Source organism: Streptacidiphilus neutrinimicus (assembly GCF_000787815.1).
Taxonomy (GTDB): domain Bacteria; phylum Actinomycetota; class Actinomycetes; order Streptomycetales; family Streptomycetaceae; genus Streptacidiphilus; species Streptacidiphilus neutrinimicus.
Genome location: NZ_BBPO01000032.1, coordinates 37,814 through 54,496, shown reverse-complemented (window position 1 = coordinate 54,496; position 16,683 = coordinate 37,814). Strand labels below are relative to the sequence as shown.

Annotated in this window: 18 protein-coding genes; 11 read left to right on the top strand and 7 right to left on the bottom strand. The window is 67.9% G+C overall.

Annotation, left to right across the window (positions count from 1 at the left end; all coding sequences use genetic code 11):
• Positions 1-48 precede the first annotated feature (48 nt).
• Together TR48_RS20855 and TR48_RS20850 are read left to right on the top strand one after the other, a co-directional pair.
• Positions 49-237, top strand: a complete 189-nt coding sequence (locus TR48_RS20855) for an AbrB/MazE/SpoVT family DNA-binding domain-containing protein (protein WP_042369553.1) — start codon at positions 49-51, stop codon at positions 235-237.
• 125 nt (positions 238-362) lie between these two features.
• Entirely contained in the window at positions 363-1,526 is a 1,164-nt protein-coding gene (locus tag TR48_RS20850) for a DNA cytosine methyltransferase (protein WP_042369552.1), read from the top strand.
• Positions 1,527-1,605: 79 nt separating this feature from the next.
• Here TR48_RS20850 and TR48_RS20845 read toward each other — a convergent pair whose 3' ends face one another.
• Entirely contained in the window at positions 1,606-2,286 is a 681-nt protein-coding gene (locus TR48_RS20845; RefSeq protein WP_152628069.1) for a hypothetical protein, read from the bottom strand.
• A 304-nt stretch (positions 2,287-2,590) separates the two neighbouring features.
• On the opposite strand from TR48_RS20845, the gene TR48_RS20840 reads away from it, so the two are divergent.
• Positions 2,591-3,526 carry a NaeI family type II restriction endonuclease gene (locus TR48_RS20840; RefSeq protein ID WP_052442843.1) on the top strand — a complete coding sequence of 312 codons (936 nt, stop codon included), beginning with the start codon at positions 2,591-2,593 and terminating at the stop codon, positions 3,524-3,526.
• Positions 3,527-3,533: 7 nt separating this feature from the next.
• Here TR48_RS20840 and TR48_RS39055 read toward each other — a convergent pair whose 3' ends face one another.
• The 4 genes from TR48_RS39055 to TR48_RS20825 all read right to left on the bottom strand — a co-directional run bounded on the left by TR48_RS39055 (position 3,534) and on the right by TR48_RS20825 (position 6,225).
• Entirely contained in the window at positions 3,534-4,403 is an 870-nt protein-coding gene (locus TR48_RS39055) for an NgoMIV family type II restriction endonuclease (RefSeq protein WP_052442842.1), read from the bottom strand.
• Positions 4,400-4,861: a very short patch repair endonuclease gene (locus TR48_RS40685; RefSeq protein WP_084729600.1), complete on the bottom strand. Its 462-nt coding sequence runs from the start codon at positions 4,859-4,861 to the stop codon at positions 4,400-4,402. The genes TR48_RS39055 and TR48_RS40685 overlap by 4 nt, the downstream gene beginning before the upstream one ends.
• Before the next feature lie 128 nt (positions 4,862-4,989).
• Positions 4,990-5,457 carry an NUDIX hydrolase gene (locus TR48_RS20830; protein WP_042369548.1) on the bottom strand — a complete coding sequence of 156 codons (468 nt, stop codon included), beginning with the start codon at positions 5,455-5,457 and terminating at the stop codon, positions 4,990-4,992.
• Between the two features lie 6 nt (positions 5,458-5,463).
• A complete protein-coding gene (locus TR48_RS20825; protein ID WP_174501726.1) occupies positions 5,464-6,225 on the bottom strand; it encodes a helix-turn-helix domain-containing protein in 762 nt (253 codons plus the stop codon).
• A 99-nt stretch (positions 6,226-6,324) separates the two neighbouring features.
• Here TR48_RS20825 and TR48_RS20820 point away from each other — a divergent pair, with 99 nt between their 5' ends.
• Positions 6,325-7,062 (top strand): HAD family hydrolase, encoded by a 738-nt coding sequence (locus TR48_RS20820; RefSeq protein ID WP_042369545.1) that lies wholly within the window; start codon positions 6,325-6,327, stop codon positions 7,060-7,062.
• Between the two features lie 54 nt (positions 7,063-7,116).
• A complete protein-coding gene (locus TR48_RS20815; RefSeq protein ID WP_042369544.1) occupies positions 7,117-7,674 on the top strand; it encodes an HD domain-containing protein in 558 nt (185 codons plus the stop codon).
• 20 nt (positions 7,675-7,694) lie between these two features.
• On the opposite strand, the gene TR48_RS20810 is transcribed toward TR48_RS20815, so the two are convergent.
• Positions 7,695-8,177 (bottom strand): NUDIX domain-containing protein, encoded by a 483-nt coding sequence (locus TR48_RS20810; protein ID WP_042369543.1) that lies wholly within the window; start codon positions 8,175-8,177, stop codon positions 7,695-7,697.
• Positions 8,178-8,184: 7 nt separating this feature from the next.
• Complete coding sequence (locus tag TR48_RS20805; protein WP_369405596.1) at positions 8,185-8,697, bottom strand: DUF5919 domain-containing protein; 513 nt, start codon at positions 8,695-8,697, stop codon at positions 8,185-8,187.
• Between the two features lie 91 nt (positions 8,698-8,788).
• Here TR48_RS20805 and TR48_RS46615 point away from each other — a divergent pair, with 91 nt between their 5' ends.
• The 6 genes from TR48_RS46615 (at position 8,789) to TR48_RS20775 (ending at position 16,668) form a co-directional block, all read left to right on the top strand.
• The gene (locus TR48_RS46615) at positions 8,789-9,634 is read left to right on the top strand and encodes an ATP-binding protein (protein ID WP_369405595.1); all 846 of its coding nucleotides are present in this window, start codon (positions 8,789-8,791) and stop codon (positions 9,632-9,634) included.
• Positions 9,635-9,756: 122 nt separating this feature from the next.
• Positions 9,757-10,575: a sugar phosphate isomerase/epimerase family protein gene (locus TR48_RS43395; RefSeq protein WP_042369541.1), complete on the top strand. Its 819-nt coding sequence runs from the start codon at positions 9,757-9,759 to the stop codon at positions 10,573-10,575.
• Positions 10,572-11,645: a Gfo/Idh/MocA family protein gene (locus TR48_RS20790; RefSeq protein ID WP_161789870.1), complete on the top strand. Its 1,074-nt coding sequence runs from the start codon at positions 10,572-10,574 to the stop codon at positions 11,643-11,645. The genes TR48_RS43395 and TR48_RS20790 overlap by 4 nt, the downstream gene beginning before the upstream one ends.
• A 1-nt stretch (position 11,646) precedes the next feature.
• The gene (locus TR48_RS20785) at positions 11,647-13,362 is read left to right on the top strand and encodes a carbamoyltransferase family protein (protein ID WP_052442840.1); all 1,716 of its coding nucleotides are present in this window, start codon (positions 11,647-11,649) and stop codon (positions 13,360-13,362) included.
• 58 nt (positions 13,363-13,420) lie between these two features.
• Positions 13,421-15,121: a radical SAM/SPASM domain-containing protein gene (locus tag TR48_RS20780; RefSeq protein ID WP_042369536.1), complete on the top strand. Its 1,701-nt coding sequence runs from the start codon at positions 13,421-13,423 to the stop codon at positions 15,119-15,121.
• 11 nt (positions 15,122-15,132) lie between these two features.
• Positions 15,133-16,668, top strand: coding sequence for a DUF4037 domain-containing protein (locus TR48_RS20775; RefSeq protein ID WP_042369534.1), 1,536 nt, complete (start codon positions 15,133-15,135; stop codon positions 16,666-16,668).
• Positions 16,669-16,683: the final 15 nt, after the last annotated feature.

Below are 16,683 nucleotides of genomic sequence, written 5' to 3'. Positions count from 1 at the left end.
TACGGAGGACGCTTCGCCATCGCCAACAAGACCTCAAGGACAACGACGGTGATCCGCACCCCCAGCGAGCTCGTGATCGATGAGCACGGGCGCGTAGCCCTACCCCTCGGTCTTCTTGCCGAAGCAGGGCTCAACCCGGGCGACCGCGTCCTGGCGTTCAGCAACGGAGATGGACGGCTCGAGCTGCGCCGCTTCTCCGATGCCGTGCGCGACCTGCTTGAGCAAGGAACGTTGTAGCCCGGGATACCCGGAACGACTGCAGAATTCGGGTCACCCTCCCGGAGCCGTGCCCGTGCGACGCCTGTGCATCGGAATGGATAGAGAGCCATCCACTGTCACAGAGTCCGTCTAACGTATCCAGCATGGCGCGACCAATCACCGTGATCGATCTGTTCGCCGGCTGTGGCGGCATGAGCCGTGGCTTCAAGGATGCCGCGGGCTACCAGCCCGTCATGGCCGTCGAATGGGATCTCTCTGCCGCGGCCACCTATGAGGCGAACTTCGGCAAGGGGCACATGCGGTGGGGAGACATTGCCGAGATCAAGGACGAGGAGATCCCTGACGCGGACGTGATCATCGGTGGTCCGCCGTGCCAGGGGTTCTCAAACCTTGGGTCACGCGATGTGAACGACCCCCGCAACAAGCTGTGGAAGCAGTACATCCGCTTCGTGCTCCAGGCCAGGCCCATGGTCTTCGTGATCGAAAACGTCGACCGCTTCATAGGGTCATCCGAGTTCGCGCTGCTCCGCCAGGAGACTCAGCCAGGTGGGCTCCTCGAGGAGTACACCCTTTCTCACTCGCTGCTTCTTGCCACGGACTTCGGCGCCCCTCAGCGTCGCAAGCGCGCGATCGTCATCGGCTCGCGGATCGGCAGGATCGGGATGCCCTTTGCTACACACGAGCCATCGGAGCTTCTCGGCCTCAAGCCCTGGCGCACCGTGAGAGACGCCATCGCTGATCTTCCACCCGTGCCCGCAACAACCGAGCTACCCGACCACCGCGAAGAGTTCTTCGGCAAGCAGGTCCCCGGAATCTTCAACAGCAGCCATCTCCACCTGGGCCGCACTCCCACAGCGCTCTCCCTGGAGCGCTATCACCACATTCCACCGGGTGGCGGTCGCTTCGACCTGCCGGATCACCTACTCCCCCGATGCTGGCGGGAGAAGAAAAGCGGAACCACTGACGTGATGGGTCGGATGCGCTGGGATCGCCCTTCCCTGACCATCAGGACAGAATTCTTCAAGCCGGAGAAGGGCCAATATCTTCATCCTCAATGGGATCCGAGCAATCAGGAAAATTCGATCAATCGACCCATTACTCATCGGGAGGCTGCCCGCCTCCAAACATTCCCGGACGACTTTGTATGGTGCGGAAGCAAGATCGATATTGCCAAGCAGATCGGCAACGCAGTCCCACCCATCCTGGCGGAGGCGATTGCCCGGCATATCAAGCCCTACATCCAGCGGGCCCTCAGGCCCCGGCGAAGCCCCGGGGCGGCGGAAGAGGCCGCCTCGGACGCGGCTTGAGGCACGCCCCGGTTCCACGGACAGCCGTGGAACCGCTGCCGGGGCATTTCGAGCATCACCACTGCGATCGATCCGCCCATCAAGGGAGAAGCTTCCTCAAGCGCGCCTCCAATTGACTTTCGCTGGCGAGGTAAACTTTGCCCCGCTCAGCCGCACTCGGCAAGTGAATGGACTCGAAGCAGAACGATGGTTGAGCTCCACCAAGAATGCGCACAGCTTCCTTCTTGCGCCCCTCGTGATTGCTCCTGTACTTGCGATTCCCAACGTAGATACTGAAAACGGCTCTGCTCACCCAGGCATCCGTGCGAAACAGTGCGTCTGCCAGGGGATGGACTCGGACATCAAGCCCTTTGGAGCGCATGTGGACCAGGACGTGCAGCTCTCGCACAAAGGAGTAGTAGGCGTTCCCGAGACGCCACCGAAGCGCATCGTCTACTTCGCTCGGGCTCCAGCGCTGCTGGCCGCGCGGATCCAACGCCCGTAAGGCTTCGCTCCTCGCCGCCTCGCTGGCCCAGCCGAGCATGTTCCGACCCTGATTCGTTCCCCGGATGAAGTGGATGAATTCCAGCCAAGTCGGAATCTTTCCACTCTGCTCCAGCATGTAATGAAGCACATGGGTGAAAGCAAAAGGAGGATTCCAGTCGGCAATCAAGGTGACCTTTTCCGCCACGTTCCGCCGCACGTTGCCGAGGGCATGGCCGTGGGGCTGACTCGTGGCCTCGCAGGCCGTCCCAATGTCCCGACGGTCGAGCCGATACACAGCCTCGCTCCTGTGTCGAAGGACATGGCATACCACCTCTTTGCGGCGCTCATCCCCCTCCCACCGGCGATACTCCGCTTCGGCAACGGGAGTCACCCTGAAGTGCGCCAGGACCTCGTCCGCGGTCGTCACTGTCCCGCCGTTCGCCATCGTCCCCCACCCCGAAGTGTCATGACGCTCAGTCATAGATCAGACTACGGAGCAGGTCTGACAAAAGTACTCATCGCCGGAGGCTCTGCTCCGATAGGGTCCGGCGGTGGATACTCATGCGTCACACGCAGGGCACGTAGCCGAGCCTCTGCCTTTGCACCTCGAGCCAGACCTTGCCGAGGACGAGGGGCTGCTTGACGTACTCGGTTGGTTCCGCCGGCAAGCGCACACGGAGCAGCGCTTCGGTGCCGTGCTGCGACAGTCGATCGACGAGGTCCTCGATGGCCAGCGGACAGGTCGGTTCGACCTCGACCTGCTCGAGTCGACCGAGAAGACGTACCTCGGCACGAAAGTCGAGATCGTCGCGCGCTCGGCGTTCCAACTCGATCGGGGCGACGACATGGACTACTCGATCGCGGGCCACGAAGTGGATGCGAAGTTCACGAGCGGCACCAAGAGTGTCAACTGGACGATTCCGATCGAAGCCATGGGCCATCTGTGCCTGCTGATGGCCGTGGACGACCGGCGTTCCAAGTTTCGCGTCGGGCTCGTTCGCATCACCGACGATGCGCTCAATGCGGGCCGGAACCGCGACGGCAAGCGGTCCCTCAACATCACCGGGCGGGCCCGAATCCGCTGGTTGGTCGCCGAGGGTGACCTGCCCCGCAACCTACTCCTCGGCCTGCCGCAGGAGAAGCGAGAGGCGATCTTCCGTGCGTCCGACGGGTACCGCGGAGGTGGCAACGGCGGGCAGCTCCGTACCAACGAGCTGTTCCGGCAAGTCCAGGAACAGATAGTCGATCGCAACACCCTTGTGACGGTCGCCAGTCAGGAGGACGGGCTCAAGCGTGCGAGAGACGCCCGCAAGGTCCTGCGCGAGGAAGGAATCCTCATTCTGGGCCACCAGAATGATCACCCTCGGATTGCTCGCGCTCTGGATCTCCCCGTGCCCGCCAAGGGCACCTTCGTGGCTGTCCGCCTCGCGCCGGCACCGACCGATACTCACCGACCCTGCGTGGAGATCGGTCGCACACGGTACGTAGCTTGGCGCGAGGGGGACGACAGGGTCGTTGCACCCAGCCTCTACTGACCAGGCCTCACAGCGAGGAGAGATACGCGACGAGCTCGCCGTAGTCCCGTAGTCTCCGCTGATCCACCATCCGCCTGAACGTGTCCCGGTGCTTGACTCGCCGGGGACCGACGCAGACGGCGTTCACCGCCTTGTCCAGTTCCGGGAGGGCCAGGTGGTACACGCAGTCCAGATCACCGGTACCCATGCCAAGTCGGCCGAGAAAGTAGGGCCGCGGCTCCATGGTCACGGCGGCAAAATGCGGCATCCTGCCCCGGCGGAGCGCAGCCATCTGTGCTCCCTGGGTGCGAGGATCCTGCAGCCTGTCCGTCCGGAGCGACCACTTGAGTGAAAACCCCGCAACAAGGTGCGGCGGAACCGCACTCGGCTGGTCCGTGATTGTCTCCCGCTCCACCGCAAGGTCGAGGTTGAGCGGTGACTCGTCCGCCATCAGATCGAGCAACAATCTGCGCCGCTCTTCCGCACCGGCAACGGCTGCTCGCAGGCCGTCGACGGCCGTAAGGACTCCCCCCGGGATCAGCCCCGGGTCGGCCTCCAGGGCTCCTTCGAGGGCGCTGATGGCGGAGGCGACCTCGAACCCGGCGTCGTCCCCGAGGTTCTTGGCCACGCCGAGGTGCGCATACTGCTCGAACTGCAAGAGCTGTCGCTCTGCGCTCACGGTCAGGTGGGGAGCGGCAGTGCTGAGCTGACCAGTGAGGTCGGCCACCATGGCGGCAGCCCAGGGCTTCGCCACGGGGCCAGCCTCAGCCGCCGGTGGTACCCCCAGCTCGAAGAACAATGCCTGCCCGATCTCGATCGAGAACTTGTCGCTCGAGTCGCTGGTGTTCGGGAGGCCATTGCGGAAGCCACAAAGCCCTGCCGTGAAAGGTGCTGTCACTCAGTCTCCTTCGGTCGACGTGAGCACCGCACGCTATCAACCGGCGCTGACAGCCGAGGTGCCCCGGAAGGCGCCGCCTTGGAAGCCACAGCTCCCCTCACCGCGCCAGCCACGCTCGCAGCAATCCGGTCGGACGGCTCATGCTCCCAGAACCGCAGTACAGTCCATCCCTCTCCCCTGAGATGGTCTGTTGTTTCCTGGTCGCGGGCGATGTTGCGATCGAGCTTGCTCCTCCACCACTGCGCGTTGGACTTCGGGCTCGTCGCGTGTTGCGGACAGCCGTGCCAGAAGCACCCGTCGAGGAAGACCGCAACCTTCGGCCCCCGGAACAGGATGTCTACGGTTCGCCGAGGCATGCCCGGCACCGGAACGTTCACGCGGTACCGGAAGCCGGCGTGATAGAGCAGTCGTCGAACCGCGACTTCCTGTGAGGTGTTACGAGAAGCCTGCCGACTCATCCGAGCCGCTACAGCCGGGGACGATGCAACGGGGGTCACGGGATAAGTGTCCTATGGCCGAGCCTGCCGCCGCTCGGATCGTCTGCGGTCCGCAATCAACCGGGGGCAAGCTCCCTTGAGTAGATCACTCAGCCCAGGTGTGGATAGCGCCCACCGAGGTAGTCACCGATCTGCTGGCGCATGCTGGGGTGGATGTCGAGAGTATCGAGGCCGTCCACGGCGACCCAGCGAACACCATCTGCTTCATCGTTGATGGTGGGCTCTCCGCCGAGCGGCTTGCCGATGTAGGTGTTCTCGTACTGCTGGCGGATCTCTCCGTCGCTGTACGCGACGATGTGGTGCGGGTTGGTGTAGACGCCGAGGAAGCCGGTGATCTCTGCGAGGATGCCGGTCTCCTCCTGACACTCGCGGAGGGCACACTCAGCCGCAGTCTCGCCGATGTCCTGGGCACCACCGGGAAGTGCCCACTGGCCGGTGTCGCGGCGGCGCTGGAGCAGGATCTCGCCGGCGTCGTTGACGACGAGGAGATTGCTGGCCGGGATCAAGGTGTTGGCTTTGGGGGCCTCGGGGTCGTAGTAGTACTCGGTCCTGCCCATTGGCGGCTACTCCTTGCTGGTACGTGCGGTCGTGCCGTCCCAGGGCCGGGCGGCGGTCCAGACAGCGTCGAAGCTGGCCGCGTAGTGGTCGAACCATCCCCGTGCGGGAGCTCGGCGCAGATGCAGGAGGGGGTTGGCGCTGGCGGGCTGGCCCCAGATGTGCGGGTTGGCGAGCAGCTCGTCGTCGTACCGGAACAGCGACGCGTAGACCGTCGCGTCATGGAGGCGGACCTCACAACGGTCCTGGCCCAGGAGCGGTCGGTAGTAAGTGAGCGAGGCGCGGATCTTCGCCGCCATAGTGCCATCGAGCTCTTCCTCCTGGTCGCGGCGGGCGACGGCCTGCCCCATCGGGTCGGCGAAGCACAGGCGGACTTGTGCCCCATGGCGAGCCCGCGTCGCCAACATCTCGGCGACGTGTGGATTGCTCTGGGCGAAGAACGTGCCCGAGTAGACGAGGACGTCGACATGCCGCTCAGCGTGTTCGAGGAGGCGGAGCCACAGGTCCCTCGGGACGCTCGCTCGGTTCGCGTAAGTCGCGGCCACCAGCGCATCCGGCCCGGCGCTGACTGCCGGCGCGGCCGTCGACTGTGGCCAGATCTCGGTCGCGTCGGCGCGGAGCAGTTCGGAGGCAGTCCACCGGTGGCGCGGGTGCGGCAGCCGGCCGGCGAGCCATCGTCCGACCGTCTTTGGGTCGACCTCGCATGCGGCCGCCAGGGCTTCGGGGCTGACGCCGCGCTTGGTCATCGCTAAGCGCAGTCGCTCGTTCACGGAGTACAGTCAACCGGCTGCTTCCGAGACCTTCAAGTGCGTTCCAGAACGTCCCGCAGCCAGATCCTTTCTCGGTCATCCCGCACATACGCTGTGGCAGTGCCTTTGATCGTGCTCTGGGATGTCGACCACACTCTGATCGAGAACTGCGGTGTCAGCAAGGAGATCTACGCCGCAGCATTCGCGGAACTGATCGGCCATGGTCCCGTCCACCCTGTGGTGACCGAGGGCCGGACCGACCGGTCGATCATGGGCGACCTGTTCCAGCGCCACGGCCTGGTGCCGCCCCCGTGGGCAGCGGTGGAACAGGCCCTGTCGGATGCGGGGGAGGCCAGGGAGCAGGAGCTCGCCCGTCGCGGCTACGTGCTTCCTGGTGTCCGCGACGCGTTGGAGCAGCTGCGGGAGCTGGGTGAGTCAACGGTCTCGTCCGTGCTGACCGGGAACATCAGGGCGAACGCTCTCGTGAAGCTCCGCGCCTTCGGGCTGGACGAAATGCTGGACCTGAGTGTGGGGGCCTACGGCGCCGACGGCAAGGAGCGGTTCGAACTCGTCGATGTCGCGCGCCGTCGCACCGCCATGGCTTACGCGCTGCCCTTGGGCACCCCGGTAGTGCTGATCGGTGACACGCCTCGGGATGTCGAGGCTGGCCTTCGGGGCGGCGCGGCCGTCGTCGCGGTGGCATCGGGAAGCCACGACCCCGACGAGCTCGTGGCCGCAGGAGCCGACACCGTCCTCCCCGACCTGCGGGACACAGCCGGTCTCCTGACCCACCTATCCGCGATCGCGCAGCGCGGCGCTCCGGCGCGGCCGGGACGGGGACGCGGTGGGACGTCCTGAACGTCCCGCCGCGCGACGGGTCGCGCCTGCCGCCATCGGGATAGGGTCGCAGGCATGGACCTGGTCGAGTGGGCCGTCAGTCTGGCGGAACGACACCTCGCGCAGCCACTGCCCCGCAGGTGGGCGCACACCCAAGGGGTCGGCCGGAAGGCCGAGTCGCTGGCCGCGCTGGTCGGCACCGACGCCCCGCTGCTGGCTGCAGCCGGATGGCTTCACGATCTGGGCTACTCCCCTGACCTGGTCGACACCGGGTTCCACCCCCTCGACGGCGCCATCTACCTCCGCGACGTCGCGTGCGCCGATCCGCGGCTGTGCGCGCTTGTCGCCTATCACTCGAGCGCGCACGTCGAGGCAGCCCACCGCGGCCTGGCTGAGCGACTCACGGCCGAGTTCAGTCCCGTCAACGGGATCCTGTCCGACGCGCTTACCTTCTGCGACATGACGACCTCCCCCGACGGACTGCCGGTCGAGGCCGAAGTGCGGCTGGGGGAGATCCTCACCCGGTACGGCCAAGGACATCTCGTGTCCGAGTCGATCGCGGAAGCCCGGCCCCAGATCCTTCGCGCGGTCGCCAAGGTACGGCAGCTCCAGTACTCGCTCGGAAGTCGTTGAGGTCGCTCGCCATCCCGGCGTCAGCCGATGTGCGGGTGCCCCGTTCCGTGGAGATGGTGATCGATCCGGAGGCGCATGGACCGGTCCATGGTCAGGTCGGCCAAATCGCCCGGCACGATCCACCTGACCTCGCGGGATTCGCTGCTCGGCCTTGGCTCGCCGCCGGTCGGTCGGGCGGTGAGCACGAGCGAGAACTCCTGGCGTACCTCGTCGTTGCTGGTGTAGTGGATGACGTGCCTGGGATCGGTGTAGATGCCGGACAAGCCGGTGATCTCACAGTGAACGCCGGTCTCTTCGAGGGTCTCGCGCACCGCGGCCTCTGGCACGGACTCCCCCAGGTCGACGGCACCTCCCGGGACGGCCCAGTTCCCGTTGTCGGACCGGCGGATCATCAGCAGCCGTTCCTGGTCGTCGACGACGATGACGTTCACGGCCGGCACGATGCTGTTGGCGGTCGGCGCCTTGGGGTCGTCGAAGTAGTCGATCCGGCTCGCGCGCGTCATGTCGGCATCACTCCGGTGGGGACAGGGGGACAGCGGAGGCCCAGACGCGCTCGAAGCTGTCCAGGTAGGTGTTGACCATGCTGCCATCCACGGTCCGGCGCAGATGCAGGACAGGCGCGTGAGCGGCCGTGAGCCCGTACAGGTGGGTGTTGACCAGCAGTTCGTCGTCGGCGCGGTAGATCGAGTTATAGAGGATCGTGTCGTGGAAGCGGAACTCGATCCCGAGCAGTTCTCGTAACGGGGCGTACATCACGAGAGCGTTATTGATCTTCGCGGCCATCGCCCCGCCGACGCCTTCGTCCTCACCGCGGCGACTGATCTGCGCACCGGCAGGGTCTCCGAGCAGGATCCGAACCCGAACCCCCTGCTCTGCCTTGACCCGCATGATCTCCTGCGCCGCCCTGTCCTCGGACAGGAACAGCCCGCTGTAGACAAGAACACCGATCTCCTGCTGAGCCCGGTCCAGCACATTTCGCCAGAGCTCTCCGGGCACCGCGGAGCGCTGCGGGTAGACACGCACGACCTCTCCGGCCACGGCGTCCGTCGAATCTGCGGGTGAAGCCGGTCGGCCAGAGCTCCTCCACGTCCAGACCCAGGTGTGATGCCGCGGCATGACGGTGCCGCGGGTAGGGAAACCGGCCAGTGGTGATCCACCGCTCGATGGTCTTCGCGTCCACTCCGACAGCGGGTGCCAGATCCTGGGCCGTGAGTCCGCGTCCCTGCAGCGCGGAACGCAGGCGTTCATTCGGCTTCACGTCAACTGCCGTACCCAGCAGGTACTCGGCTCACTCGTCGGGACGTCCCGAGGACGTCCCGACAACGTCCCTTCGTGCGGTTCCGGCGTCCCCCGGACCGCCGGAGCATCGTCAACGCCGGTGCGGCCGATCGGAAACCCGGGCTTGGCACGTTCCGGTCCGTTCACGGACGAAGGAGGGATGCGAGTGGGACACATTGCCGCGCCTGGGAGCGGCACGACGCTGCAACTGAGGTCGCGAGCGGGCCCCGGACACCACGCCGAATCGACGCCCGCCACTCAGCCGCCGCGCTGGGTCCCCGACCTGGTCTTCGAAATGCCGGCCAGACCGGATGCTGTTCCAACGGCCAGAGATTGGCTGCGAGAGCGCTTCGGGCAGCTCCTCGACCACGAGGTCCTGTCGGATGTGCAACTGGTTCTGACGGAGCTGGTCACGAACGCGGTGACTGCGAGTCCGACGCACGAGCTCGTTCGTGTGGCGCTGCGTCAGATGCCGGCGGGCCTCCTCATAGAGGTGATCGACGCGAGTCCTCAGCCGCCATGCGTGCGGCAGCCGACCACCTGGGACCAGGAAGGTCGAGGCCTCCTGCTCGTATCCGCGCTGTGTCCTGACTGGGGCTGGCACCCGCAGGACCCCGGCAAGGTCGTCTGGGCTCTCTGCCGGATCTCCAACGCTCAGCACGGGTCACCCGCTCCGGCCTAGCCATCACGCTTGACGGCCCCGCCGGGACTGCAGTCAGGCGCCGCAGAGGCGCTGGAGAACCATGCCCTTTTACGGGCGGCGCCCCGTACCCCCGCCCCGTGCCACAAGTCTGCGAGGTTTCCATGGAACTTTCCCTCATCACGGACGAGGTCAGTCAGGATCCAGAAGAAGCGATCGACCTGGCCCTCGGTCACGGCCTTCGGAAGGTCGCCGTGCGATCGGTCTGGGGCACGAACGTCGCCCTGCTCGACCGACCAGCGGTCGACAGGCTGGCGAAGCTCTTCGCCCGCCGCGGCATCGGGGTGTCCAGCGTCATGTCCCCGCTCTTCAAGTGCCATGTCCCTGGCGCGGCCGACTCGGGTCTGGTCGACCCGCACTTCGTCGGGCTCCCGCCGGTCTTCGACCAGCACGTCGCGGTCGCGGGCCGGCTCGGGCAGATCGCGGACGCGCTCTCCACTCCACTGGTCCGCATCTTCACGTTCCTCGATCCGTCTCCGGCCGGGCGGCCCTGTCAGGTCGGGGCATCGGAGCTCGCCACGATGCGGGAGGCCGTGACCGACTGGCCGTCCGGGGTGGAGCCCGTCATCGAGAACGAGTTCGTCTGCAAGGTGAAGACCCTCCCCGAACTCGCGGCGTTCGGGCGACTGAGCGGTTGGCGCGTCGTCGCGGATCCGTGCAACGGCCTCCTCGCCGGCGACTCCGACGGTCTGGAGCACATGACCGCTGAACTGCTGGCCGCGACGGCGGACGTGCACGTCAAGGACCGGTCCGGTGCGCGTTACGTCCCGGTGGGCGACGGCGAGCTCCGGTGGCAGCAGATCTTCGAGCGTCTGCGTCAACTCGGGTACGGCGGCACCGTGACGCTGGAGTCGCATCTGCGCGGCGACCTCGACGGCGTCGAGGCGTCGCTGCGGGCTCTCACGCGGCTGGTCGCCTCGTGAGGCCGCTGGGGCTGGCCGTGGTGGGCTGCGGGCGTTGGGGGCGTAACCACGTCCGAGTGGCCGCCAGCGCGACGAACGTGACCCTGGTCGGCGTCGTGGACCCCGACCGCGCGCAGCGCGACCGGGTGGCGCGTGATCACGCGGTGACGGGCTGGTCACACCTGGAGCAGGCCCTGGAGGACCCACGCGTGGAAGCCGTGGTAATCGCGACGCCCGCGACGACGCACAGCGATCTGGTGGCGCGGGGTCTGGTCTCCGGACGGCACGTGCTGGTCGAGAAGCCGGCGGCGATGAGCGTCGCGGATGCGACCGCTCTGGTCCGTGCCGCGCAGGAGAAGGGTGTGCAACTCTCCGCCGGGCACACGTTCCTCTACTCGCGGCCCGTCCGGAACATGGCGGCCTGGCTACGCGAGGGAGCACCCAGCGCGCCGTGGCTGATCCGGAGCGAGCGGCTGGGCGGGCAGCGCCGCGGGGACTGCAGCGTGCTGTGGAACTTCGGTCCGCACGACGTGTCGCTCCTGCTGCACCTGGTCGGTGACCCAGTGGTGGAGGTGGCCGCGCGAGGACACCACTTCCCCGGAGGCGGTCACCTGGACACCGTGACGGTAGACGTGACCTTCTCCTCCGGGGTGCGGGGCGAGATCTACCTCGGGTGGCGGCACGCCGGGGCCAAGCGTTCGCTGCGGCTGCTCGGGGAGGACTGGGTGCTGCGATACCGGCACGGACACCTCGACGGCGGGGACGTCATGCTGCTCGGCGGCCTCGGTGAGGGTCCCGCTGCGGACGCCGCGCTCGCGGCGGGCTGTGAACGCGACAGCCGCGGTGCGCTCGGCGGGTACGGCGAGCCGCTGCGGGTGCAGTTGGAGGAGTTCGTGGCCGCCTGCCGTACGGGGGTTACCACCCTCACAGGCCCGAATCACCTGCTGGCGGTCACCGCAGTTCTGGAGGCGGCCGAGTACTCCGCGGCTCTGGGCGGCCTTCCCTATCGTCTGGCGCCTGTCGCGCCTGCGCTCACGGCTCCCGGGTCGCCCCTGTCCGGGGTCCACGAGTTCGCGACTGAGGAGGTCTGACGTGTCTTCACACGTCCTGGGCGTGAACCTGACGCGTACCTCCACCGGCATCGGGCTGGACGACGGCGCAGCGGCGCTGCTGCGCGACGGCGTGCCCGTGGCTGCCATCGCCGAGGAGCGGTTGACCCGGCGCAAGCACAGCGGCGGAGTCAGGCAGGCCGTCGGCTACTGCCTGGTGGAGACGGGCATCGGGATCGACGCGGTCGACGCCGTCGCAGTCAGCATCTGCTGCGAGCTGACGCCGTCGCCGCGATGGGCCGCCTCCGCTCTTCGGCGTGAGGGTGTCCAGGTGCGGGACGACCAGGTCGTCGTCGTGCCCTCCCACCACCTGTCCCATGCGGCCAGCGCCTTCCTGCCCAGCCCGTTCCGCGAGGCCGTCACCGTCGTGGCGGACAACGAGGGGAACATCCTCGGTCCACGGCTCCACAGCGACTACTGGCGCAACGCACTGGAGCGCACCACTGTGTGGGACTGCCGTGACGACGGGCGGCTGCGCCTGGAGCCGGTAGGGCGTCACGGCGACGGTCCGGACGAGCTGTCCCTTGGCTCGGCGTACGGCTACTTCACGCGATGGTTGGGCTTCCCCAGCTATCACGACGCCGGCCAGACCATGGCGCTGGCCGCATACGGGACCGGCAAGTGGACCGACGCCGAGCTGTTCACCTGGCGCGACGGACGCCTGGTGTGCCGTATGCCGCAGCGTCACCGGGCCAAGACCGAGGCCGTCTCCGACTGGCTCCACGAGCAGGTGGGCATCAGCGTTCCCCCGCGCACACCCGGGGCTGCCCTGGACGTGACGCACCACGAAGTGGCCGCTCTCGCCCAGGCGGCGCTGGAGAACGCTCTGCTCCGTCTCATCGGCGACGCCGTCGAGCGGACGGGCCTGCGCTCGGTGTGCCTGGCCGGCGGGGTCGCACTGAACTGCGTCGCCAACCACCGGATCGCCCGCGAGCTCGACCTCGACGGTCTCTTCGTCCAGCCTGCGGCCTCGGACGTGGGCCAGGCGCTGGGCAACGCCCTCTGGGCCCACCGGCGGCTCGGTGGCGGCGAGCGGTGGACGATGACCAGCAGCGCCCTTGGCCGTGCCTACACCACGGCGGAGATCGACGCCGCGCTCGCGCCATGGAGCGACCGGGTGCGGGTCACCCGGCCCGACGACACCGTCGCCGAAGCGGCCGCCCGGATCGCCGACGGACAAGTCGTCGGCTGGTTCGACGGCGGCAGCGAGTACGGCATCAGAGCGCTGGGCCAGCGCAGCCTCCTCGCCGACCCTCGCCGGGCCGACACCAAGCCGCGGCTGGACGCGGAGGTCAAGAGACGCGAGGCGTTCCGTCCCTACGCCCCGAGCGTCACGGCGGGCGCCGCGGGCGACTGGTTCGACGTCCGCCCGGCGGAGGCGGCTGCCGCCGGCCCGGCCACGTTCATGCTCCAGGCGGTCCGGGTCTTGCCGGAGCGGCGCGAGCGCATCCCGGCCGTCGTCCACGCCGACGGCACAGCACGTGTCCATGTGGTGCGGCCGGAGATCCAACCGCGCTATCACGCGCTGATCGAGCGGTTCGCCGCCTTCACCGGCGTCCCGGTCCTGCTCAACACCTCGTTCAACGCGGCCGGGAACCCCATCGTCGAAACCCCCGCCGACGCTGTCGCGGAGTTCCTCAAGCTCGGGCTCGACGCGCTGGTCTTCGAGGACCGCGTCGTCACCCGCGCCGCGAACTGACCGGGCCCACGCCGGTCCGGCAACGAACGGCCACTCCCCAGACAAGGAGCGCAAATCGATGACTGAGCCCTTCTCCCCCCACTCCGTCCACGACGGGGGCTGCGGTTCCTGCGGCCCCCGTCCCGCGGGCAGCAGTACTCCGGTGCTACTGCCCCTACCCAGACCGCGGCGAGCGGGCACCGATGCCGGTGACTCGCGCGACGGCCTGCCCGCACTCCCCGCCGGCGCGGACGCGGTCCTGACCGCGGTCCACGCCGACGCCGACGCGCTCCCGGCGGTGCCCCGGCGCGACGACGGCCCGCAACTGGAGTCCAACACCCAGCTGATCGACCTCGGCGACGGCGCCTGGTGTCTCAACCACGCGCTGCGCCAGCAGCAGGTCTTCGGCGGGACGTTACTTCGCGACGCCGTCGAGGATCTGCGGGCCGGACGAACGCCTCTGGCACCGGACCTGGTGGCGAGGCTCGTCGCGGAGGGCTTCGTCGTGGACGCCAGTGGTGCCCCCGAGACGTTCCACCGTCGGCTGATGGCGCAGGAGGACTCCAAGAAGGAGACCGAGCCGTCGTTCACGCTCCTGCGCATCCTGCTGACCGACGTCTGCAACCTCTCCTGCCAGTACTGCAAGGTCATCCCCAACGTGCTCGCCCCGCAGGCCGAGCCGACCGACGCCGACCGGCTCACCGAGACCATCGCGTTCTTCTTCGCCCACTCCGACCCCGCCCGTCCGAAGATCATCCACATCACGGGCGGCGAACCGACGCTCTTCTTCCACCAGGTCCAGCATGTCGTGACCACCGCCGAGCGGCTGGCCCGCCCGGGCGAGAACTTCTGGTTCGTCATCGGCACGAACGCGGTCCTCATCCGCGAACGGCACGCCGCCTTCCTGGCCGAGCACGACGTCAAGTGCATCGTATCCATGGACGGACCCGCCGAGATCCACGACCAGCTGCGCCGCAACCACGGAGGTCACGGCTCCTGGCGGATGGTCGACGCCGGTGTCCGACAGCTCCAGCGCGCCGGCGCGGAGGTGTCCCTGTCCATGGTCCTGGGACAGCACAACCTCGACCGGGCCGAGGAGATCATCGCCTGGTTCCTCGACACCTACCAGCCGACCGGTCTCGGGGTGAACTTCATGAAGCCGCCCACTCCTGACCAGCAGGACTACGCCCAACTCATCGACCCCGACCGCTACGCCGACCGCATGTACGCGATCCACCAGGCCTTCCGCGACCGGGGCCTGTTCCTGGAGCTCGTCCACCGCAAGCTGCAGCCCTTCGTGGAGCGGCGTTACCGCTTCCACGACTGCGGCGCAGCGGGCGGCACCAACCTCAACGTGGACGCCAAGGGCAACGTCGGCCCCTGCAAGAGCTTCCTGGTCATGGACAAGCTCGCGTTGCGCACCCTGGACATCGACGCCTACCGGGACACCGTGGTCACTCGCTGGCGCAAGCGTTCGCCGATCTACTACCAGCACTGCGACGGCTGCGCGGCCCGCGGGATGTGCGGCAACGGATGCGCCTACGACGCCCTGGTCCACAGCGGGGACGAGATGGCCATCGACGTGCGCAGCTGCCACTACACCCAGCGCTTCAACCAGCTCTTCGTGCGGGACCTGTTCGACCAGGTGCGACCGGCCGGTCCCGTTCCCGCTACCTGGTGGCACGTTCCCAGCGGCGAGGAGCGGAGGCGGCTGCTCGGCGCGGTGGCCGCACGCCCGCGCACCCTGTCGTACTCCATCGGCCACCAGACGCTCGACTGAAAGGCCCGTCCATGACCACCGCCACCGCCGACTCAGTGCGCCTTCGCGATGCCGCCGCGGACGCTTTCCAGCGCCACGTCCTTCCCGCGATCCGCACACGCCTGCCGGGTGTGGAGGACCTGCTGACCGCGACGGTCACCTCCTCCGTCGCCTACGGCGCCGCCGACCAGCACTCCGACCTCGACGTGTTCCTGGTCTTCCGGCGCGAACGGGACTACCGCGAACACGCGGCTGCCCTTGGTTCCCTCATCGACGGCCTCCGCCTCGACGAGCTTTACGGAGATATCTGCGACAAGGGCATGCGCTTCGAGATCGAGAGCCTGCCCCGGGCCGATCTCTCACGCCTCTACCACCACCCCGAGAACCCCGAAACCTGGCACCAGCAGAGCGAATGGCTTCTCGCCTGGTTTCTCGACTCCTCACCCCTCCACGACCCGGCTGGCGTCCACGCGCGGATGCGCCGACTCGCGGGCGCGTGGCCGCCCGACGTTCTCGCGGCACGCCAGGACGAAGCCTGGACCAGGATCACCACGTGGACGGCCACGGCCCTGCGGCTGCTGAAGCGCGACGGCACCACCTATCCGGCCGTCCGAGCCGCGTTCCGCGCCGCGACCGCGGGCCTGGAGGCCGCGTACCTGCGCGCCGGACGCTTCGCCCCGCACCCCAAGTGGCGCGAGTCCTACGCCCGCCACCACCTCGCGCACTCACCGAATGCCGGCCGCGTGCTCGCCGCCCAGCAGCGACTCGCCGAGGTCCTCGCTCACCCGCCCTACCGGACAGAGGTCCTCGCCGACGTGCTCGAACGGCACCAGGATCAGCAGCAGCCCGCAACCGACGGGCAGGCGCCCTGCTCCGACTGGCACCAGGTACTGACTCGTGCGGCAGAAACCTTCACCGACGACCACGGTCGCATCCGCTTGCTGCGCAGCCGTGCCCCCGGTGCCCCGGTCCTGGGCGCGGCCCGCGCCGCGGCGCAGGCGGGCGAGACCGTCTACCTCGCTGGCGAGACCGGATACGACGGTCTGCTGTCGCCGCGCGCGAGCTACGACCACGCGATGCGCGTGTCCGAGCCGCTGCGCTGGATGCAGGAGCACGGCCTCGGCGGCGCGCCCGCCGAAGACACACGAACCGTCCGACACCTTCGCTGGCGGTATCTGAACTTCGTGCTCTGGCGCAAGCTCCGCGTGGTCGACAAGGCCGAGCGGCGCGGCCTCATCTTCACCTGCCGCTGGTACCAACTGCAGGTCGTCGACCACTTCCTGGAAGCCCAGGCTCTCCTGACCGGAACGCACGCGCGACCCCTGCACCGGCTGACCACCACCCTTGACGGCTTCCCTCGACCCTGCCTCGTCGGACTGCCGGGCGAAGCTCACCCGGACGCCGGCCTCGCGGACGTCAGCGCATTCCTGTCGCAGGGCTGGGAGGACCTCGCCGAGCTGCAGGAGCACCTGGTCCGACAGCAACTGCTCGACCCGCGGGACGTCGCCGATCCCCTGGCGAGCCAGTGGGAGGTCCAGTACTGGAAGTACGAGAACCTCTTCACCTGAAGGCGGACCCCGAAG

What these genes read in the sequence shown, in the direction of transcription:
- TR48_RS20850 (WP_042369552.1), top strand. Translation starts at nt 363, where the DNA reads ATGGCGCGACCAATCACCGTGATCGATCTGTTCGCCGGCTGTGGCGGC.
- TR48_RS40685 (WP_084729600.1), bottom strand. Translation starts at nt 4,861, where the DNA reads ATGAGTCGGCAGGCTTCTCGTAACACCTCACAGGAAGTCGCGGTTCGA.
- TR48_RS20830 (WP_042369548.1), bottom strand. Translation starts at nt 5,457, where the DNA reads ATGGGCAGGACCGAGTACTACTACGACCCCGAGGCCCCCAAAGCCAAC.
- TR48_RS20815 (WP_042369544.1), top strand. Translation starts at nt 7,117, where the DNA reads ATGGACCTGGTCGAGTGGGCCGTCAGTCTGGCGGAACGACACCTCGCG.
- TR48_RS20810 (WP_042369543.1), bottom strand. Translation starts at nt 8,177, where the DNA reads ATGACGCGCGCGAGCCGGATCGACTACTTCGACGACCCCAAGGCGCCG.
- TR48_RS46615 (WP_369405595.1), top strand. Translation starts at nt 8,789, where the DNA reads ATGACGGTGCCGCGGGTAGGGAAACCGGCCAGTGGTGATCCACCGCTC.
- TR48_RS43395 (WP_042369541.1), top strand. Translation starts at nt 9,757, where the DNA reads ATGGAACTTTCCCTCATCACGGACGAGGTCAGTCAGGATCCAGAAGAA.
- TR48_RS20780 (WP_042369536.1), top strand. Translation starts at nt 13,421, where the DNA reads ATGACTGAGCCCTTCTCCCCCCACTCCGTCCACGACGGGGGCTGCGGT.
- TR48_RS20775 (WP_042369534.1), top strand. Translation starts at nt 15,133, where the DNA reads ATGACCACCGCCACCGCCGACTCAGTGCGCCTTCGCGATGCCGCCGCG.